Source organism: Pandoraea sp. NPDC087047 (assembly GCF_044745225.1).
Taxonomy (GTDB): domain Bacteria; phylum Pseudomonadota; class Gammaproteobacteria; order Burkholderiales; family Burkholderiaceae; genus Pandoraea.
This window is the reverse complement of the sequence record NZ_JBIUZU010000004.1, coordinates 410477-429339: the sequence shown is the minus strand read 5'-3', so window position 1 is coordinate 429339 and position 18863 is coordinate 410477. Positions and strand designations below refer to the sequence as shown.

Sequence of the window (18863 nt, the reverse complement as noted above, 5' to 3'; positions counted from 1 at the left end):
GGCGGCGAACTTAGGCATCAGACGTACGCAGCAAGGAAGCCGTCAGAAAGCCATCAGGAAAACCACACCGGCCAGCACTCACGCTGGCTGGTGTTTTTTTACGCGTAGTTCCGGATGTCGTCGATCTCGGTGTGCCCGAAATCGTCATGCTCGGTCAGCGCCAGAATGCGGCGTGCAACGTCTTCCGGCGACGACAGCTTGCCGCTCGCCTTGAGATCCTGAAAACGTGCCAGCGCCGGGAAGCTGTCGACGCTGCTGCTGCGAATCGCCTCCTGCATGCCGGTATCCACCACGCCCGGAGCGAGCGAGATCGCCCGCACGCCGTGCTCGCGATGCTCCGCATTGACCACGCGCGTATACATATCCAGCGCGGCCTTGGTCGAACAGTAGACGGCCCAGCCTGCGTTCGGATTACGACCGGCGCCCGACGAGATGTTCACGATCTGGCGTTTCGCGGCCAGACCTTGCGTTGCGGCCAGAAAGCGTGCCGTCAGCAGCATCACGGACGTCACGTTCAGCGCAAAAGCGGCGCTGATGGCGACGGGGTCCGTCAGTGCCGAAGAGTTGGCCACCGGCGCCACAGTGCCGGCGTTATTGATCAGCAGATACCGGGCGGCGTCGCGCGGCAACGCGGCGAAAAGGCGCTCGGCGGTGCTGGCGGCGGCTTCGGTGTCCGCCAGATCGACGGCGATCTGTTCGAGCGTGACGCCCTGTGCGCTGGCCAGCGCAGCGAGTTCGTCGTCCGGGCGGCGCGCCAGCGTCACAAGATGGGTACCGGGGGCGAGCAGACCACGGGCGAGCGACGCGCCGAGGCCGCGGGAGCCTCCGGTCAGAATGGCAATCGTTTGGGACATTGGGAGGAGTGCGGTCGGATAACACCGCAAAAATAGGCAGACGGGACCGTCATTATCCGCGCATCGCCGGACGGCCGCTATACCGACATGAAGTCGTTTTTCAAGGAAAAGCCGGGCAAAAGCGCGGCGGGACGCGGCGCAGTGCGTCAAAACGACGCCGGACGTCTCAAAAGCGAAACAGAGTATTGCGGAATATAATCGCGAACTCAGTACGCTTATCTCCTACCGTAGTAACAGGGTATTTGGCGGGGCCCTGTCGGGGTGCCCGGCACGCCGTGCAGCGCAAGGTTCATCGCGCGTCAATGCCCTGATTCACCAAGGTTGTCGCGGTATGTGCAGGCGTTTTGAGTGCTCTGCACATTACCGCCTTATGGGTATATATTCCCCCCTCATGGAAACGATACCGAAAATCATTTCGGCGCCTGCTGCTGCGCCGGCTACAAGCAAAACCGCACGTCCCGTGCCGCCGCGCCCGCGTCAATACGACGCGCGTCTCGCACGTTGGCTGGTCACGCCGCTCGTGCGCACGCCAGTGACGCCGAACCACCTCACGACCGTCCGCCTGATCGTCGGGCTGGCGTGCGCGTGGGCGTTCGCGCAAGGCAGCTATGCCATGGCCAACCTCGGCGCCGTGCTGCTCGTGCTCTCGAACTTCATCGACCATACGGATGGCGAGCTCGCCCGCATCAGCGGCAAGACGAGCCGTATCGGTCACTTCTACGACCTCGCGTCGGACGCCTTCGTCACCGTGCTGCTTTTCGGCGGCATCGGCATGGGCGTCGCAGCTGCCGCACCCGGTCGCTTCCCGCTGCCCGTGCCGCTATCGGCCTCGGCACTCGGCTGGATTGCCGGCGTTGCCGTCGCCCTGATCTTCTTTTTGCGCATGCGCATTGAAGAACGCGTGGGGAAAGCCGGTACGAAGCAGGCATCCGTAGGCGGTTTCGAGACGGAAGACGTGCTGTATCTGATGCCGCTCGTCACGCTGTTCGACGGCACGCGCGGCTTTCTGATCGCCGCTGCCGTCGGCGCACCGCTGTTCGCGCTGCTCGTGCTCGCCGATTACGTGCGCGTGATGCGCCGCGCGCTGCCGCTCAAGGCCAGTGAGCCTGCCGCAGCGTCTGCGGAAACTGGAGTGGCTGCCGCCCCCGCCGCCACGCCGCGCGAACCGGCGGCACCCGCTGCCTTCGCCGCAAACGCCGAAATCGAGCGCGCGCTGGACGCCGTCGACTTCGACGCGGTCACTGGCGAATTCAAGTCGCAGGACGCCTTCATCTATATGGAGAAGTTCCTGCCGGAATCGGTCACGCAACAGTTGATCGCCGCAGCCCGCGCCGTCACGCCGAACGTGAACCGCAACTATCTGCCGGGTCACAAGCAGGGGGGCAGCGTGAGCCGCCACACGCTCGACGAGCACGCCCCGTTCGTGGCCGAGCTGTACCGCTCGCCTGCCCTGATGCGCTTTCTGGAGCGTCTGGCCGGTGAGAAGCTGCTGCCGTCGCCGCAAGACGACCCGCACGCGTACGCGCTGTATTACTACACGCGTCCGGGCGATCACATCGGCTGGCACTATGACACTTCCTACTACAAGGGCCGCCGCTACACCTTGCTGCTCGGCGTAGTGGACCAATCGAGCTGCAAGCTCGAGTACCGGCTGCACACGCGCAATCCGGGTGTGCAGCAAGTCGATGGCGCCGTGGCGTATCCGCCGGGTGCGCTGGTGTTCTTCGACGGGGACAAGCTGCATCACCGAATCACGCCGCTCGGCGATAACGAGGAGCGAATTTCGCTCACGTTCGAGTACGTGACCGACCCGCGCATGGGCACCTGGCAGCGCTTCATTTCGAACATGAAGGACGCCATCGCCTACTTCGGTTTCCGGCAGGTGTTTCGTCAGATTCTGGGACGGACGAAACGCTAAATGAACCGGACCGCCATCGTCTCTCTCACCCTCGGTTTCGCCCTTTTCGTCGCCCTGCTCGTCTGGCAGGGCACGGGATCGGTGATGTCCACGCTGGCCATGGCCGGCTGGGGGCTGTTGCCCATTGCCGCCTTCCATCTCGTGCCGCTGGTGCTCGACGCCGCTGCCATTCAGGTGCTGGTGGCGAAGTCGTGCACGCTCGGTCGCGCCACGCTCACCCGCTGGGTCGGCGAATCGGTCAACAGCCTGCTGCCGGCGGGCCAGATCGGCGGCCCGATTGCGATGGTGCGTCAAATGAAGCAGCGCGGCATGGCCGGTCGCGAAGCGGCTGCCGCCATCACCGTGAGCACCACGCTGCAAGCCGTGGCGCAAATCGTCTTCGCGCTGCTGGGGCTCGCGGTGTTCGGCATCAGCGCCACGCATCGCACCAATGACAGCCTGTGGCTGCCGATGCTGCTCGCGACCGCGCTCATCTCCGGTCTGCTCTACGCGTTTTACGTCGCACAACGGCGCGGCATCTTCGGCTGGGCGTTTCGCATGCTCTCGAAGATGTCGTCCAAGCGCGACTGGTCGTCGCTGCTCGACCGCGCCGACGCCGTCGACGAAATCGTGCATCGCATGTACGGCCGTCGGCGTCAGGTGCTCGCGAGCTTCGCGCTCAGCCTGGTGGGCTGGATCGTCGGCACCGCCGAGGTCTGGCTGATCCTGCAATTCATCGGCCACCCGGTGAGTTGGGTCGACGCCCTGCTGCTCGAAAGTCTCGGGCAGGCGATTCGCGGTGCCGCGTTCTTCGTGCCGGGTTCGCTCGGCGTGCAGGAAGGCGGTTATCTGCTACTTGCCCCGCTCGTGGGGCTGCCGGCTGACGCCGCGCTCGCCCTGTCGCTGGCCAAACGTACGCGCGAGCTGTTGCTCGGCGTGCCGGGCCTCGTCTATCTGCATTTCTCCGAACGTGGCTGGCGCCGCCAGCGCGCCGCGCAACAAAGCGTGCCGCTGCCCACTGCCACGGATACTGCACCGCTCTAAAGAAGGATATCGATCATGCGGGCCATCATTCTCGCAGCAGGCATGGGCCTGCGTTTGCTCCAGCCCGAAAACAAGCAGTCGCCCAAGTGCCTGCTGAAGTTCGACGGCATGTCGTTGCTCGAACGCCACCTGCGCATGCTGGCCGCTGCGGGCATTACCGACGTCGTGCTGGCGCTCGGTTTCCATCATGAGCAGGTGAGCGAGGAACTCGACCGCCTGAACTGGACACCGCGCCCCAGGATTTACCTCAACCCGGAATTCAATCTGGGCAGCGTGCTCACGCTGCACGTTACGGCCGACGCGATGACCGCCGGCGGCGACGTGCTCGTGATGGACGCGGACGTACTCTACGACCAGCGCATTTTCAACGCGCTCGTTGCGGGCAAGACGGCGAACCGTCTGCTCATCGACCGTGACTTCGAAGTCGGCGACGAGCCGGTCAAGCTGTGCCTGCGCGACGGCGTGCCCGTCGAGCTGCGCAAGCAGGTCATGGTCGGCCTCGAATACGACACCGTTGGCGAGTCGGTCGGCTTCTTCCGTTTCAACGAAGCGACGGCCACGCGTCTGGCGGAAATCACGCGCGATTACGTCGAATCGGGCCGCGCCAAGATGCCGCACGAAGAAGCCGTGCGTGATCTGCTGCTCGAGCGCGGCGCGCAATTCGAAACGGCCGATGTCACGGGCTTCCCGTGGATCGAAATCGACTACCCTGAAGATGTGAAACGCGCAGCCGATGACGTGCTGCCGCAACTCGAACCGCTCACGATGGTGTCCGAATGAACGCTCCCGACGCATTCACCCTCCCGCCGACCGCCACGCGCGCGGCACAACTGCGCGCCATGCTGCGCAGCAACCAACTCGAATTCCTGATGGAAGCCCACAACGGCCTGTCCGCACGTATCGTGCGCGAGGCCGGTTTCAAAGGCATCTGGGCGTCCGGCCTGGCCATTTCGGCGCAGTTCGGCGTTCGCGACAACAACGAAGCGAGCTGGACGCAGGTGGTCGATAACCTCGAATTCATGGCCGACGCCAGCAACCTGCCGATCCTGCTCGACGGCGACACCGGCTACGGCAACTTCAACAACATGCGACGTCTCGTGCGCAAGCTCGAGCAACGCGGTGTTGCCGGCGTGTGTATCGAAGACAAGGTCTTCCCGAAGACCAACAGCTTCATTGGCGGCGAGCGTCAGCCGCTGGCCGACATCGACGAGTTCTGCGGCAAGATCAAGGCCGGCAAGGACTCGCAGGCCGACGACGATTTCTCGATCGTCGCCCGTGTCGAAGCGCTGATCGCCGGCTGGGGCATGGAAGAAGCCCTGCGCCGTGCCGAGGCCTATCGCCAGGCCGGTGCCGACGCCATCCTGATTCACAGCAAGCTCAAGCGCGCCGACGAGATCGTGCAGTTCGCCCGCGAGTGGGATAACCGCTGCCCGCTGGTGATCGTGCCGACGAAGTACTACAGCACGCCGACCGACGTATTCCGCGAAGCGGGCATCAGCCTGGTGATCTGGGCGAACCATCTGATTCGCTCGGCCACGTCGGCCATGCAAGCCGTGGCTGCGGAGATCCATCGCAACGAAACGCTGGTGAATGTCGAAGACCGCATCGCGACCGTCGACGAAATCTTCCGTCTGCAAGACGCCGACGAGTACACCGAAGCCGAAGACCGTTACCTGTCCGCCGCCAACGCTCCGCGCTCGGCCATCGTGCTGGCCGCAAGCCGTGGCAAGAATCTGGAGAGTGTGACAACCGACCGTCCGAAGGTCATGCTGCCGGTCGCGGGCAAGCCGCTGCTGCGCTGGCTGGTCGACGGCTTCAAGAAGCAGAACGTGAACGACATCACGGTCGTGGGCGGCTATCGTGCCGACGCCATCGACACGGCCGGTATCACGCTCGCGATCAACGAACGTCACGCCGAAACCGGCGAGCTCGCCTCGCTCGCACGCGTGGCCGACGCCTTCGCACAAGATACGGTCATCTCGTACGGCGACCTGCTGTTCCGCAGCTACATCGTGCGCGATCTGGTCGAGAGCGACGCCGACTTCACCGTCGTGGTCGACTCCACGGCCGCCGTGAATGCCAATACCGCCAACGCCAGCGTGCGCGATTTCGCGTACTGCTCGGCCGGTGACGACCGCGGCCTGTTCGGCCAGCAAGTGCTGCTCCAGAAGATCAGCGGCGACGCCTCGGATGCCGGGCGCACCCCGAACGGCCGCTGGATCGGCCTGCTGGGTGTGCATGGCGACCAGGGCCGCGCGCAACTCCAACGTGTTTTCGCCGCGTTGCAGGCCCGCCCCGATTTCGACCAGCTCGGCATGCCGGAACTCATCAACGCGCTGGCTGCCGACGGCGCAAAGATCGAAGTTCAATACGTGCACGGCCACTGGCGCGGTGTGAACGACATGGAAGAATTCCGCCGCGCGGCGGATTTCGCCCACGGACAGACGCCGTTCAGCGGCGCCACCCCGGAGGCGCAAGGTGATTGAGGCAGGACAGTTCGTCGAAGCCGCGCGCGAGCACGGCTTCACGTGGTACACCGGCGTGCCGTGCTCATTCCTCACGCCGTTCATCAACTACGTGCTGCAAGACCCGACACTGCATTACCTGTCGGCTGCCAACGAGGGCGACGCGGTCGCCATCGCGGCGGGGGCGACGCTCGGCGAAGGCCGTGGCGCGCGTGCCGTCACGATGATGCAGAACTCGGGCCTGGGCAACGCCGTGAGTCCGCTCACGTCGCTCACGTGGACCTTCCGTCTGCCGCAGTTGCTGATCGTGACGTGGCGCGGCCAGCCGGGCATCACCGATGAGCCGCAGCATGCGCTCATGGGCCCGATCACGCCGGCCATGCTCGACCTGATGGAAGTGCCGTGGGAACTGTTCCCGACCGAGCCCGAGGCGATTGCCCCGGCGCTCGCGCGTGCGGTGCGTCATATGGACGACACCGGCCGCCCCTACGCGCTCGTCATGCAAAAGGGCAGCGTGGCGCCCTTTCCGCTGCAACCGGCCGAGCGTCCCGCACGTCCGGCACAGCCGGCACCGGTATCGAGCATGCACGGCGTGACGCCCTCGGAATTGCCGACGCGCCACGATGCCCTCGCCCGCGTCATCGCTCACACCCCGCTCGAAGGCACCGTCGTGCTGGCGTCGACCGGCTTCTGCTCACGTGAACTGTACGCGCTCGACGACCGCGCCAACCAGTTGTACATGGTCGGCTCGATGGGCTGCGTGACGACGCTGGCGCTCGGACTTGCGCTGGCGCGTCCCGACCTGCGGGTGATCGCGCTCGACGGCGACGGCGCGGCACTCATGCGCATGGGCGCGTTTGCGACGCTGGGCGCTTACGGTCCGTCGAATCTCGTGCATCTGTTACTCGACAACGCCTCGCACGACTCGACCGGCGCTCAGGCGACGGTCTCGCCGACGGTATCGTTCGCCGGCGTGGCCGCAGCCAGCGGTTACGCGCTCGCGCTCGAAGGCGACACGCTCGACGTCATCGAGCAACTGTTCGATGGCCGCAGCGCCAGCCTGAACGACGGCCCGCGCTTCGCCTGCCTGACCACGCGCCCCGGCACGCCTGACGGCTTGCCGCGTCCGAAAATCACGCCGGAAGCGGTCAAGTCGCGTTTGATGGACCACATTGCACAACGCCCTCAGGCCACCGCCTGAGCGTCTCCCCACTACGAAATCTGCCGAGGAAGCTTCGCCATGCTGTTACTGAATCCGGGCCCCGTTACCCTGACCGAGCGCGTTCGCAAAAGCCTGCTGCAACCCGATCTGTGCCACCGCGAGCCCGAATTCTTCGACCTGCAAGACGAGGCGCGCGCGCGTCTGACGGCTGTCTACGGCCTCGACCCGGCCGTGTGGACGCCGGTGCTGATGACCGGCTCGGGCACGGCCGCTGTCGAGAGCATGACCGCCGGGCTCGTGCCCGAAGGCGGCCGCCTGCTGATCGTCGAGAACGGTGTGTACGGCGAGCGCATCTCGCAGATCGCGAAGCAGTACCGCATCGATCACGACGTCATCCATTTCGAATGGATGCAGGCGCCCGATCTGGCGCAGATCGTCGCCAGGCTCGACGCCGCCGGTGAGCGTCCGTACACGAACGTGGCGATCATTCACCACGAGACGACGACGGGCCGCCTGAACGATCTGACCGGCATCGCCCGCGTCTGCCGCGAGCGCGGCATCGATCTGCTGGTCGACGGCGTGAGCAGCTTTGCTGCCGAAGCCATCGACTTCAACGACTCGGGCATCGTGGCCGTGGCGGCCACAGCGAACAAGTGCGTGCATGGCGTGCCGGGCGTGTCGTTCGTGCTGGTGCGCAAAGACGCCCTCGCCAAGGCCTTCAGCCGCACGTATTACCTCGACATCGCCCGCCTTGCGAAGCTGCAAGCCGAGCGCAATACGCCGTTCACGCCGTCGGTGCAGGCCTACTACGCGCTGGTCGAAGCCCTGCGCGAACTGGACGACGCCGGTGGCTGGGAACGGCGCCACGCACATTACGGCGCGCTCGCCGAGCAGGCGCGTGCTGGTCTGGCCGCCCTGGGCATCGACAGCGTGTTGCCGCCGGGGGAATCGTCGGTGGTGTTGCGCGCGTACCAACTGCCCGCTGGCGTCGACTATCCGCGCCTGCACGACTGGCTCAAGGCCGACGGCTTCGTGATCTACGCGGGCCAGGGCGGTCTGTCGAAGGAACTGTTCCGTATCTCGACGATGGGCAACCTCACGGCGGCCGACATCGATCGCCTGCTCGCTTCCTTCGCCAGACTGGTGAAGTGAGCGCAAAGACGGCGGTTCAGGACGTTCAGCCATGACCGATTTGCTAGCCAGCATCCACTCCCCGACCGAACTGCGTGCCCTGTCGCGTGCCGAACTTCGGCGCGTGGCCGACGAATTGCGCGCCTGCGTGCTCGAGAATGTCTCGCGCACGGGCGGGCATCTGTCGTCGAATCTGGGCACCGTCGAACTGACGATTGCCCTGCATTACGTCTTCGACACGCCCAACGACCGCATTGTGTGGGACGTGGGTCATCAAACCTATCCGCACAAAATCCTGACGGGCCGGCGCGAGGCCATGCCCACGCTGCGTCAGTGGCACGGGCTGTCGGGCTTTCCGAAGCGCGACGAGTCGCCGTACGACACGTTCGGCACGGCGCATTCGAGTACGTCGATTTCGGCCGCGCTGGGCATGGCGCTGGCGAGCAAGGTCAAGGGCGAGAAGCGCCACGCGATTGCCGTGATCGGCGACGGCGCCATGACTGCCGGTGAGGCGTTCGAGGCGCTGAACAACGCGGGCGTGTACGAAGATCTGCCGTTTCTCGTCGTGCTCAACGACAACGATATGTCGATCTCGCCGCCGGTCGGTGCGCTCAATCAGTACCTCACACGGCTGATGTCAGGGCAGTTCTACTCCGCGGGCAAGGAAAGCGTGCGCAATCTGCTGCGCAATGCGCCCGCGCCGATGCGCGAACTCGCCCACAAGCTCGAAGAACACGCCAAGGCCATCGTCTCGCCGACGGGCACGATGTTCGAGGAATTCGGCTTCAACTATCTGGGCCCCATCGACGGCCACGATCTCGACGCCCTGATTCCCGCACTCGAGAACATCAAGGCGCTCAAGGGGCCGCAGTTCCTGCACGTCGTGACGCGCAAGGGCCGAGGCTACAAACTGGCCGAGGCCGATCCGGTGCTGTATCACGGCCCGGGCAAGTTCAACCCGAACGAAGGCATTCGGCCCTCGGCGCCGGGCACGGTGTCGGCCAAGACTTACACGCAAGTCTTCGGCGAATGGCTGTGCGACGCGGCCGCGGCGGACAAGCGGGTCGTTGGCATCACCCCCGCCATGCGCGAAGGCTCCGGTCTCGTGGCGTTCGAAAAGCGTTTCCCCGAGCGTTATTACGACGTGGGGATCGCCGAGCAACATGCCGTCACGTTCGCGGGCGGATTGGCGACAGAAGGGCTCAGGCCCGTCGTCGCGATCTATTCGACGTTCCTGCAACGCGGCTACGACCAGTTGATTCACGACGTCGCATTGCAGAATCTGCCGGTCGTCTTTGCGATCGATCGCGGCGGCCTGGTCGGTGCCGACGGCGCAACACATGCGGGCGCGTACGACATTGCCTATCTGCGCTGCATTCCCAATATGGTGGTGATGGCGCCGGCCGACGAGAACGAATGCCGTCAGATGTTGCAAACGGCGCTGGGCATCGACGGCCCGAGCGCGGTGCGTTATCCGCGCGGCACCGGCCCCGGCGTGAAAACCGAAGCGGGCCTCTCGACGCTGCCGGTGGGCCGCGCACAGACGCGTCGCCAAAGCGCCGCCCCGGCAGGTCGCCGCGTGGCGATTCTGGCATTCGGCTCGATGGTCGCCGCGGCGGAACAAGTGGCGGAAGCATTCGACGCGAGCGTGGTCAACATGCGCTTCGTCAAGCCGCTCGACACTGCAACGGTACTCGACATGGCGCGCACGCACGATCTCGTCGTCACGCTCGAAGAAGGCGCGGTGATGGGCGGTGCGGGCACGGCGTGCATCGAAGCGCTCAACGCCAACGGCGTGCTGGTCCCGGTGCTGCAACTGGGGCTGCCCGATACGTACATCGATCAGGGCACGCCGGCACAGCAACTCGCGTCGGTCGGTCTCGATGCACAGGGCATCGCCGCGTCGATTCGTCGTGCATTGGCCGAACGCCTTGGCGGCAAGGTCGAGGCCGTGTAGTCGCGTGGTCGATTGCCAGCACACGACACCCGCAGCAAGCGCATCGCCAAGAAAAACGGCACCTTTCGGTGCCGTTTTTTATTGCCTCACTGCGCCTGCTGTTCTCAGGATTTCGGCGCCGCCTTCTCGCGCGGCTTGCCCATGAGCACCGGCTGGAAGAATACCGCGCCGATGAGCGTACACACCAGCGACAGCGCCAGCAGCTTGCCCATGCTCGACGTGCCGGGGTGATGCGACAGCCACAAGCTGCCGAACGCAATCCCCGTCGTGGCAGCGGAAAGCACAATGGCCTGCGTCAGGCCGGAAGCCAGCAGACGGTACTGCCCGTGACGCCACGCAATCACGTAGTAGATCTTGAACGCCACACCCACGCCCAGCAGCAACGGCAACGCGATGATGTTGGCAAAGTTCAGCGGCAGGCCGATCAACACGGTGACTTCGAGCGTGACGGCCGCCGAGACGAGCAACGGCACGAGCGTACGCAGCACGTCGCCAAAACTACGCAGCGCCAGCCACAGCAGCACCGTGATCGAGAGCAATGCCCACAGGCCCGCTTCGATGAACGCGCGGATGATGGTATTGGCCGAGCGCAGGATCGAGATCGGGCCGCCGACGGCGTCCGGCGTGGTCTGCAACACGGCTTCGGTGAACTTGCGCAGCATCACGTCGTTGCTCGGATCTTCGCCCTTCGCCACGCGCGGGGAGATGTTCACGAGGGCGCGTCCGTCGGCGGAAATCCATTGCGACGCGATGTCCTTGGGCAGCGATTCGCGCGTCACGGCATGCGGTTGCAGCGCGTCGCGCAACTGGCCGAGCGCGAGCTTCAGCGGCTCGGCAATCGCACGCTCGGCCCGATCACGCGTGGCCGGGTCCGCAGCGGCGAGCTTGCGCAACGCCGCGGCCAGACGTTGCGCTTCTTTCGCACCTTCGCCCGGGTAATCGAGCGCGGCGTCTTCCAGTTGGCCCGCAGCCGTCTTGAGCGCCGACACGCGTGTGGCGTCGGGCACCGGCGCCAGCGCCGTTTGCGTGAGCACCGGCAGCAGCGACGCCGCCGCGGTGCCGATCATCGCCAGCTTGGCCGGTTGGTCCGGCGGCAGAAACGTCGTGAGCGTCACGACACGTCCCACTTCCGGCACTGCGCGCAGCTTCGAGGCTTCGGTGTCGGCCTCAGCCAGGTTCGGGGCAAGCAGTTGCACGTCGTTGACCCCCGCTTCCGGCGAGTTCGACAGCGCCAGCAGCGTCGCCATCGACTCCGTATGCGGATCTTTCAGATGCAGCGGGTTGAAGTCGAAATGCAGATGCGCGAGCAACGGCAGTCCCCCGATCACGAGGGCGAGCGTGCCGTAGAGCAGCGGCTTGCGATGCTTCTCGGTGAAGTCGTCGACCGGCCCGAGGCTGCGAAAGCCCGGCGGGCTCGGCTCGCCCTTCGGCTTGAATACGCTGATGAGCGCGGGCAGCAACGTGATGGCCGACGGGAACGCCACGCACAGAATGCCCACGCCCGCGATCAGGCCCAGTTCGGACACGCCGCGATAGTCCGTCGGCAGGAACGAGAAGAAGCTCGCCGCCGTGGCCGCAGCGGCCAGCGACAGCGGCATGGCGATCGCCTTGCCTGCGCCCGCCAGTGCGCCACGCAAGCGCTCGTCGCCCGACACGCCATTGTCATGCTCCAGCCGATAACGCTCCTCGCGGTAGCGCACGCCGAACTGAATGCCGAAATCCACGCCAATGCCCACGAACAGCACCGCGAATGCCACGGAAATCATGTTGAGCGCGCCGACCATCATCAAACCGAGCGCAAACGTGATGGCCAGCCCCGCGAGCAAGGTGATGAAGACCGCAACAATCATCTTGCCCGAGCGCACGGCCAGCCACAGCACTACCAGCACGGCCAGCAGCGTGATGACGGCGTTCGGCCCGGCGTCCTGACGCACCGACGCGAACTCCTCGTCCGAGAGCGGGCGCGGGCCCGTCAGACGCACAGTCGCACCGTAACGCTCCGCGAGCTTCAGATCGGCCGCCGCCTGACGAATGCGCGTGGCGGCATTCGCCCCGGCTTCCAGCGCGGCGTAGTCCAGCACCGGCTGCACCTGCACGTAGCTGCGCGCCACCGTGTCGGGTGCCACCAGGGCGCGCCAGGCCATCGCCGCCGGGCGATTGGCGAGCACCGCTTCCGAGGTATCCGCCGCGTTGCCGAGCAAACGCGTCATGTCCGCCAGCTTCACCTGACCGGTGAGCAGCGGCGTCTGCAATGTGACCGACAGCAGGTTCGACAGACCGGCCAGACTGGGGTCCTGGGCAAGACGATTCAGGAGCGGCTTCGCGTCTTCGAGCTTGCCGGTGAGCGACTTCACGTCGTCGGTCGAGGCGAACAGCAACGCGTTGTGCGCAAAGAACTCGCCCGCCCCCGGACGGCTCACCGTGCGGAATACGTCCGTCTCGGTCTCCAGTTTTGCCGCCAGTTCGGCGGCGGCCTTGTCGGCAAACTCGGCGGCGGGGGCCTGTACGACAGCCAGCGTGAGATCGGTCTTCTGCGGGAAGGCACGGTCGATCTCACGGCCACGCTCGGCGGCCGGGGTGTTCAGATCGATCAGGCTGGAGACGTCGGTGTTGATCGCGAAATGCCTGGCGACGTACACACAACTGGCCACCACGAGCAGCAGCGAAGCGAAGATGACTGGGTACGCGTGCTTCGCCGAAAAACGGACGATGCGCACGACGAGCGAAGTCAGCATGTAGCGGTTCCGGAAGAAAGTGGAAGTCTCACCGTCATGCACGTCGCTTCTTCCCTTTCCGATAGTTCACGAAAGGATAAACATCGCGGGAAATAAGGAACCAATCGCAGGCAATGCCCGTCGATCAGCCCATGGAAAGCGACGAAACGGTGAATTTACAAAATCGCAGCAGTATACAGGGGCCGCGTGAGCATCACCTGCACTACACTACGGCCTACCCGCATTCAACCCACGAAGACAAGCTGGCATGAACAAATTTCTGGTGACGGTTGCCGCCGTCGCATTGAGCGGCATCGGTGGCGCATCCAGCGCCTGGGCACAGGCGAGCAGCGCCAATCCGAACGATATGGTGAGGACGGCCGTCGAGACGGTCGTCAAGGGCGTGAAGGCCGACGCGGCCGCCAAGACCGGCGACGTCACCGCCACGGCGCGTGTCGTCACGCGCGACTTCCTGCCCTACGCCGATTTCCATCGCACCACGCGCTACGCCGTCGGCCCGAAGGTCTTCGACGCCGCTACGCCGGCCCAGCAACAACAGGTCTTCGAGCAGTTCCAGCAGTTGCTCGTGAACACGTTCGCGCTGCAACTCTCGCAGGTGCGCGGCAACGATATCGCCTTCAAGTTCGACCCGGCCAAGCTCACGGCGAACAGCTCGGACGTCGTGGTCGGCGCCACGGTCAGCGGCACCGGCGACAATCTGTCGGTGGCCTACCGGTTGGCAAAGACCGATAAGGGCTGGAAGATCTACGACATCAACATGATGGGCGAGAACGTGGCCAACGCATGGCTCATCCAGTTGTATCAGCCGCAGTTCAAGGCACGCATCGCGCAAGGCGGCATCGACAGCCTGATCGCCTACCTGCGTGAAAAGAACGACCGTTTCGGCAAATAAAATCAAAGACTTAGCGACGCACGTCGCGACCGGCGCGAGCCATCCGGGGCGCGCGCGCCGGGATAACGGCAACTTCGGCAAAGATCCGCCCCGGATACGTGTCGTTTCGTCAACATTTACGCAACACCGGCTGACGTCTTCCCACCGGGGGTCGTCAGCAACATTTGGCCGCGGCGGTTACAATCGTCGCTTGTCAAACGACCGGACGGCGGTCCCCCCGCGGGTGCACGCGAATTGCCATCGAAACTGGCCTCGCGCGTTCCATGAGGCCATGATGTCAGGACATGGGCACCCGATAGAAACCGCCATCCCGGCCGACCTGAGCCGGAGAGCTGAATGCAAGTCTTGCTTGCCCAACCCCGCGGGTTTTGCGCGGGTGTCATACGTGCCATCGAAATCGTAGAACGTGCGCTGGAAAAATACGGCGCCCCGGTCTACGTTCGCCATGAGATTGTCCACAACAAGCATGTGGTCGATTCGCTCAAGGCGAAGGGTGCGCGCTTCATCGCCGAGTTGTCCGAAGCCCCTGCGGGCGCTGTCACCATTTTCAGCGCCCATGGCGTCGCACGCGTCGTCGAGCAGGAAGCGGAAATTCGCGGCCTGAAGGTGCTCAACGCCACCTGCCCGCTCGTCACCAAAGTGCACATTCAGGGCAAGAACTACGTGTCTGCCGGGCGCGAAGTGATTCTGATCGGCCATGCCGGTCACCCGGAAGTCGAGGGAACGATGGGCCAGATCGACGGCCCCGTGCATCTCGTGCAGACCGAGGCCGACGTCGACGCTTTGCCGCTCGCCATCGATACGCCGGTCTCGTACGTAACGCAGACCACGCTGTCGGTCGACGAGACTCGCGGTATCATTGCTGCGCTGCAACGTCGCTTTACCGATATCGTCGGCCCGAATACCAAAGACATCTGCTACGCCACGCAGAATCGCCAGACCGCCGTGCGCGAGCTGTGCGAGCGTGTGGACGTACTGCTCGTGGTCGGGGCGACGAATAGCTCGAACTCGAACCGCCTGCGCGAAATCGGCTCCGAAATGGGGCTGCCGAGCTATCTCGTGGCCGACGGCTCCGAGGTAAATCCGGAATGGGTGCGCGGCCAGGCCCGCATCGGCATCACCGCAGGGGCGTCCGCGCCCGAGCGCATGGTCGAAGACGTGATCGACGCGCTGCGTCGTATCGACACTGTCGAAGTGACTCTCATGGACGGCATCGAGGAAACTATCCAGTTCCGCTTGCCGTCGGAATTGACCAAAGACGAGCCGGCCGCCGCGCGCCACGCGGTCGCTGGCTAACGCTACACGAAACAGGAGCCGAACTTGGCCATCCCCTTTCTGCAACAGGCGTATGTTGGCGCCTATCTGATGAAGCAACGCTTCAAGGGCAACAAGCGCTACCCGCTGGTGCTGATGCTCGAGCCGCTTTTCCGCTGCAACCTCGCGTGCTCGGGCTGCGGCAAGATCGACTATCCCGATCCCATCCTGAATCAGCGCGTCTCGCTCAAGGACTCGCTCGACGCCGTGGACGAATGCGGCGCACCGGTCGTCTCGATCGCCGGCGGCGAGCCGCTGCTGCACAAGGAAATGCCCCAGATCGTCAAGGGCATCATCGAGCGCAAGAAGTTCGTCTATCTGTGCACGAACGCCCTGCTGCTCGAGAAGAAGATCGACGACTACGAGCCGAGCCCGTTCTTCGTCTGGTCGATTCACCTCGACGGCGACCGTGAAATGCACGACGCCGCCGTGTCGCAGGAAGGCGTGTACGACCGCGCCGTGGCGGCCATCAAGCTGGCGAAGTCGCGCGGCTTCCGCGTGAACATCAACTGCACGCTGTTCAACAACGCCGATCCGGAAAAGGTCGCCAGGTTCTTCGATTCGACGAAGGACCTGGGCCTCGACGGCATCACCGTCTCGCCCGGCTATGCCTACGAGCGCGCCCCGGATCAGCAGCACTTCCTGAACCGCTCGAAGACCAAGCAACTGTTCCGCGACATTCTCAAGCGCGGCAACGGCGGCAAGAACTGGACGTTCAGCCAGTCGAGCCTGTTCCTCGACTTCCTGGCCGGCAACCGTTCGTATCACTGCACGCCGTGGGGCAACCCGACGCGTACCGTGTTCGGCTGGCAGCGTCCGTGCTACCTGCTTGGCGAAGGCTATGCCAAGACGTACACGGAACTGATGAACACCACCGACTGGGACAAGTACGGTGTGGGCAACTACGAGAAGTGCGCCGACTGCATGGTGCACAGCGGCTTCGAAGCCACGGCCGTGAACGAGACGATGTCGCGTCCGTTGCGCGCGCTGGGTGTGGCGCTCAAGGGCGTTCGTACCGATGGCCCGATGGCGGAAGACATCTCGTTCGCCAAGCAGCGTCCGGCCGAGTTCGTGTTCTCGAAGCACGTCGAGATCAAGCTCGACGAACTGCGCCGGGCCAAGGCGTAAATGCCGGCGCGAGTGCTGGTTACCGGCGCCTCCGGGTTCGTCGGTTCTGCGGTAGCACGCACGGCGCTCGCGCGCGGTCACGAGGTTCGCCTGCTGGTGCGTGGCACCAGCCCGCGCGCGAACCTCGCCGATCTGCCCGTTGAAGTCGTGGAAGGCGACATGCGCGATGCGGCATCGATGCAACGCGCGCTCGCCGGCGTGGACGCCCTGCTCCACGTCGCCGCCGACTATCGTCTCTGGGCGAAGGACCCCAACGACATCATGCGGGCCAATATCGACGGCACGCGCACGGTGATGGAAGCCGCGCTGCGTGCGGGCGTCGAGCGTGTGGTGTACACCAGCAGCGTTGCCACGCTGCGTGTGCACGACGCTGCCGGCCCCGTCGACGAAACCTCCCCGAACGACGAAGCCACGACCATCGGCGTGTACAAGCGCAGCAAGGTCGCGGCCGAGCGTCTGGTCGAGCAAATGATCGCGAACGACGGCCTGCCCGCCGTGATCGTCAATCCGTCCACGCCCATCGGTCCGCGCGACATCAAGCCTACGCCAACCGGGCGCATCATCGTCGAAGCGGCGCAGGGCAAGATTCCCGCGTTCGTCGATACCGGTCTGAATCTCGTGCACGTCGACGACTGCGCCGAAGGCCATCTGCTGGCCCTTGAGCGCGGCCGTATCGGCGAGCGCTACATTCTCGGCGGCGACGACGTGCTGCTGCGCGACATGCTCGCCACCATCGCAGGCGAGGTCGGGCGCAAGGCGCCGAAGATCGCGCTGCCGCGCTGGCCGCTCTACCCGCTCGCCATGGCGGCGCAAGGCGTGGCGCGCTTCACCGGCAAGGAGCCGTTCGTCACGGTCGACGGCCTGAAGATGTCGCGCTACCACATGTTCTTCTCGTCGGAGAAGGCGAAGCGCGAACTGGGCTACACCGCTCGCCCCTACTCCGAAGGCCTGCGCGACGCGCTCGCCTGGTTTGGTTCTGCCGGATATCTGTCATGACTGTTTTGGCCTGGATCGCCGCCCTGTCGCTGGCCATCTGGATCTATTTGTTGAGCTCGCAAGGCGGCTTCTGGCGTGCGCGTGAGCGCGACGATCTGGACGAAGAGCGTCTGCCCGTGCCCGATGTCTGGCCCGCTGTCGCCGTCGTCATTCCTGCGCGCAACGAGGCGGAATCGATCGGTCAGGTCGTCGAGTCGCTGTGCCGTCAGGATTACGCCGGACGGCTGCGCATTGTCGTCGTCGACGATCAGAGCAGCGACGGCACCGCCGACCTCGCTCGCGACGCAGCTGCGCGCGCGGCAGCCGATGGCCTCACGCGTCGCGTGGATGTTCTCAGCGGCCAGCCCCTGCCCGGCGGCTGGACCGGCAAGATGTGGGCCGTGCGTCAGGGGGTTGCGTTCGCCTGCGACCCCGCTACCAACGACGATGGCATCTCCCCCGACTATCTGCTGCACACCGATGCCGACATCGCCCACTCGCCCGAGAACGTGCGCCGTCTGGTCACGCGCGCGAACGGAGATAACCGCGTGCTCGTCTCGCTCATGGCGAAGCTGCGCTGCACGGCGTGGTTCGAGCGCACGCTGATTCCGGCGTTCGTGCTGTTCTTCCAGATGCTCTACCCCTTCGCATGGGTCAACGATCCGAAGAAGAAGATGGCGGCAGCGGCTGGCGGATGCATGCTGATCCACCGTGCGTCGCTCGAAGCAGCCGGCGGCATCGACGCCATTCGCGACGAGATCATCGACGACTGCGCCATGGGACGCATGCTCAAGAAGCAAGGCCCCATCTGGCTGGGACTGACCGAGCGTGCGGTGAGCGTGCGTCCGTACGACAACCTCGGCGAGATTCGCAAGATGGTGTCGCGCACGGCTTACGCGCAGTTGCAATACTCGCCGCTGCTGCTCGCGGGCACGATCGTCTCGCTGCTGCTCACGTTCATCGTGCCGCCGGTCATGACGATTTTCGGCGACGGCATCGGCCAGTGGCTGGGCCTGTTCGCCTGGATCGCGATGACACTGTCGTATCTGCCGATGCTGCGCTTCTACCGTCAGCCGTCGAGCTTCGGACCGCTGCTGCCGCTCGTCGCCGCGCTCTACACTGTCTTCACCTTCGACTCGGCGCTGCAACACTGGCGCGGTCGCGGCGGTATGTGGAAGGGACGCGCCCAAGCGCGCGGGCAGCAATCGTCGGACGTCTGATTCACCGCGTTCGAGCGTCAGCCGGAAACAAAAATGCCAGCCTGTCGGTTCAGACACGCTGGCATTTTTCTTTGATGCCGCCGCTCGCG

General features: G+C 65.0%; 14 protein-coding genes and 1 pseudogene. 13 read left to right on the top strand and 2 right to left on the bottom strand.

Going from position 1 to position 18863, the window contains the following annotated elements; translation table 11 throughout:
• Positions 1 to 98 precede the first annotated feature (98 nt).
• The gene (locus ACIPHM_RS09875; RefSeq protein WP_400327338.1) at positions 99 to 854 is read right to left on the bottom strand and encodes an SDR family oxidoreductase; all 756 of its coding nucleotides are present in this window, start codon (positions 852 to 854) and stop codon (positions 99 to 101) included.
• A 331-nt stretch (positions 855 to 1185) separates the two neighbouring features.
• Here ACIPHM_RS09875 and ACIPHM_RS09870 point away from each other — a divergent pair.
• The 8 genes and pseudogenes from ACIPHM_RS09870 to dxs all read left to right on the top strand — a co-directional run.
• Positions 1186 to 1833 (top strand): annotated as a pseudogene (locus ACIPHM_RS09870) (CDP-alcohol phosphatidyltransferase family protein); the annotation flags it as partial.
• 93 nt (positions 1834 to 1926) lie between these two features.
• Positions 1927 to 2772, top strand: coding sequence for a 2OG-Fe(II) oxygenase (locus ACIPHM_RS09865; RefSeq protein ID WP_400327502.1), 846 nt, complete (start codon positions 1927 to 1929; stop codon positions 2770 to 2772).
• A complete protein-coding gene (locus ACIPHM_RS09860; RefSeq protein WP_400327336.1) occupies positions 2773 to 3795 on the top strand; it encodes a flippase-like domain-containing protein in 1023 nt (340 codons plus the stop codon).
• Between the two features lie 15 nt (positions 3796 to 3810).
• Positions 3811 to 4575 (top strand): NTP transferase domain-containing protein, encoded by a 765-nt coding sequence (locus tag ACIPHM_RS09855; RefSeq protein ID WP_400327334.1) that lies wholly within the window; start codon positions 3811 to 3813, stop codon positions 4573 to 4575.
• Positions 4572 to 6281, top strand: a complete 1710-nt coding sequence (gene aepX / locus ACIPHM_RS09850; RefSeq protein ID WP_400327332.1) for a phosphoenolpyruvate mutase — start codon at positions 4572 to 4574, stop codon at positions 6279 to 6281. Before ACIPHM_RS09855 ends, aepX begins: the two co-directional genes overlap by 4 nt.
• On the top strand, positions 6274 to 7461 hold the full coding sequence (gene aepY / locus ACIPHM_RS09845; protein ID WP_400327330.1) for a phosphonopyruvate decarboxylase: 1188 nt from the start codon (positions 6274 to 6276) through the stop codon (positions 7459 to 7461). Before aepX ends, aepY begins: the two co-directional genes overlap by 8 nt.
• A 39-nt stretch (positions 7462 to 7500) precedes the next feature.
• Complete coding sequence (locus ACIPHM_RS09840) at positions 7501 to 8574, top strand: 2-aminoethylphosphonate aminotransferase (protein ID WP_400327328.1); 1074 nt, start codon at positions 7501 to 7503, stop codon at positions 8572 to 8574.
• A 31-nt stretch (positions 8575 to 8605) separates the two neighbouring features.
• Complete coding sequence (dxs, locus tag ACIPHM_RS09835; RefSeq protein ID WP_400327326.1) at positions 8606 to 10510, top strand: 1-deoxy-D-xylulose-5-phosphate synthase; 1905 nt, start codon at positions 8606 to 8608, stop codon at positions 10508 to 10510.
• A gap of 104 nt (positions 10511 to 10614) precedes the next feature.
• Here dxs and ACIPHM_RS09830 read toward each other — a convergent pair whose 3' ends face one another.
• Positions 10615 to 13245: an MMPL family transporter gene (locus ACIPHM_RS09830; protein ID WP_400327324.1), complete on the bottom strand. Its 2631-nt coding sequence runs from the start codon at positions 13243 to 13245 to the stop codon at positions 10615 to 10617.
• Positions 13246 to 13492: 247 nt separating this feature from the next.
• Between ACIPHM_RS09830 and ACIPHM_RS09825 the strand changes: the two genes are divergently transcribed.
• From ACIPHM_RS09825 to ACIPHM_RS09805, 5 genes are all read left to right on the top strand, one after another.
• The gene (locus ACIPHM_RS09825) at positions 13493 to 14137 is read left to right on the top strand and encodes a phospholipid-binding protein MlaC (protein ID WP_400327323.1); all 645 of its coding nucleotides are present in this window, start codon (positions 13493 to 13495) and stop codon (positions 14135 to 14137) included.
• Positions 14138 to 14473: 336 nt separating this feature from the next.
• A complete protein-coding gene (gene ispH / locus ACIPHM_RS09820) occupies positions 14474 to 15433 on the top strand; it encodes a 4-hydroxy-3-methylbut-2-enyl diphosphate reductase (protein ID WP_400327322.1) in 960 nt (319 codons plus the stop codon).
• Between the two features lie 24 nt (positions 15434 to 15457).
• On the top strand, positions 15458 to 16579 hold the full coding sequence (gene hpnH, locus ACIPHM_RS09815; protein WP_400327320.1) for an adenosyl-hopene transferase HpnH: 1122 nt from the start codon (positions 15458 to 15460) through the stop codon (positions 16577 to 16579).
• Positions 16580 to 17575 (top strand): hopanoid-associated sugar epimerase, encoded by a 996-nt coding sequence (hpnA, locus tag ACIPHM_RS09810; RefSeq protein WP_400327319.1) that lies wholly within the window; start codon positions 16580 to 16582, stop codon positions 17573 to 17575. It begins immediately after the preceding gene.
• Positions 17572 to 18774, top strand: a complete 1203-nt coding sequence (locus tag ACIPHM_RS09805) for a glycosyltransferase (protein ID WP_400327317.1) — start codon at positions 17572 to 17574, stop codon at positions 18772 to 18774. Before hpnA ends, ACIPHM_RS09805 begins: the two co-directional genes overlap by 4 nt.
• Positions 18775 to 18863: the final 89 nt, after the last annotated feature.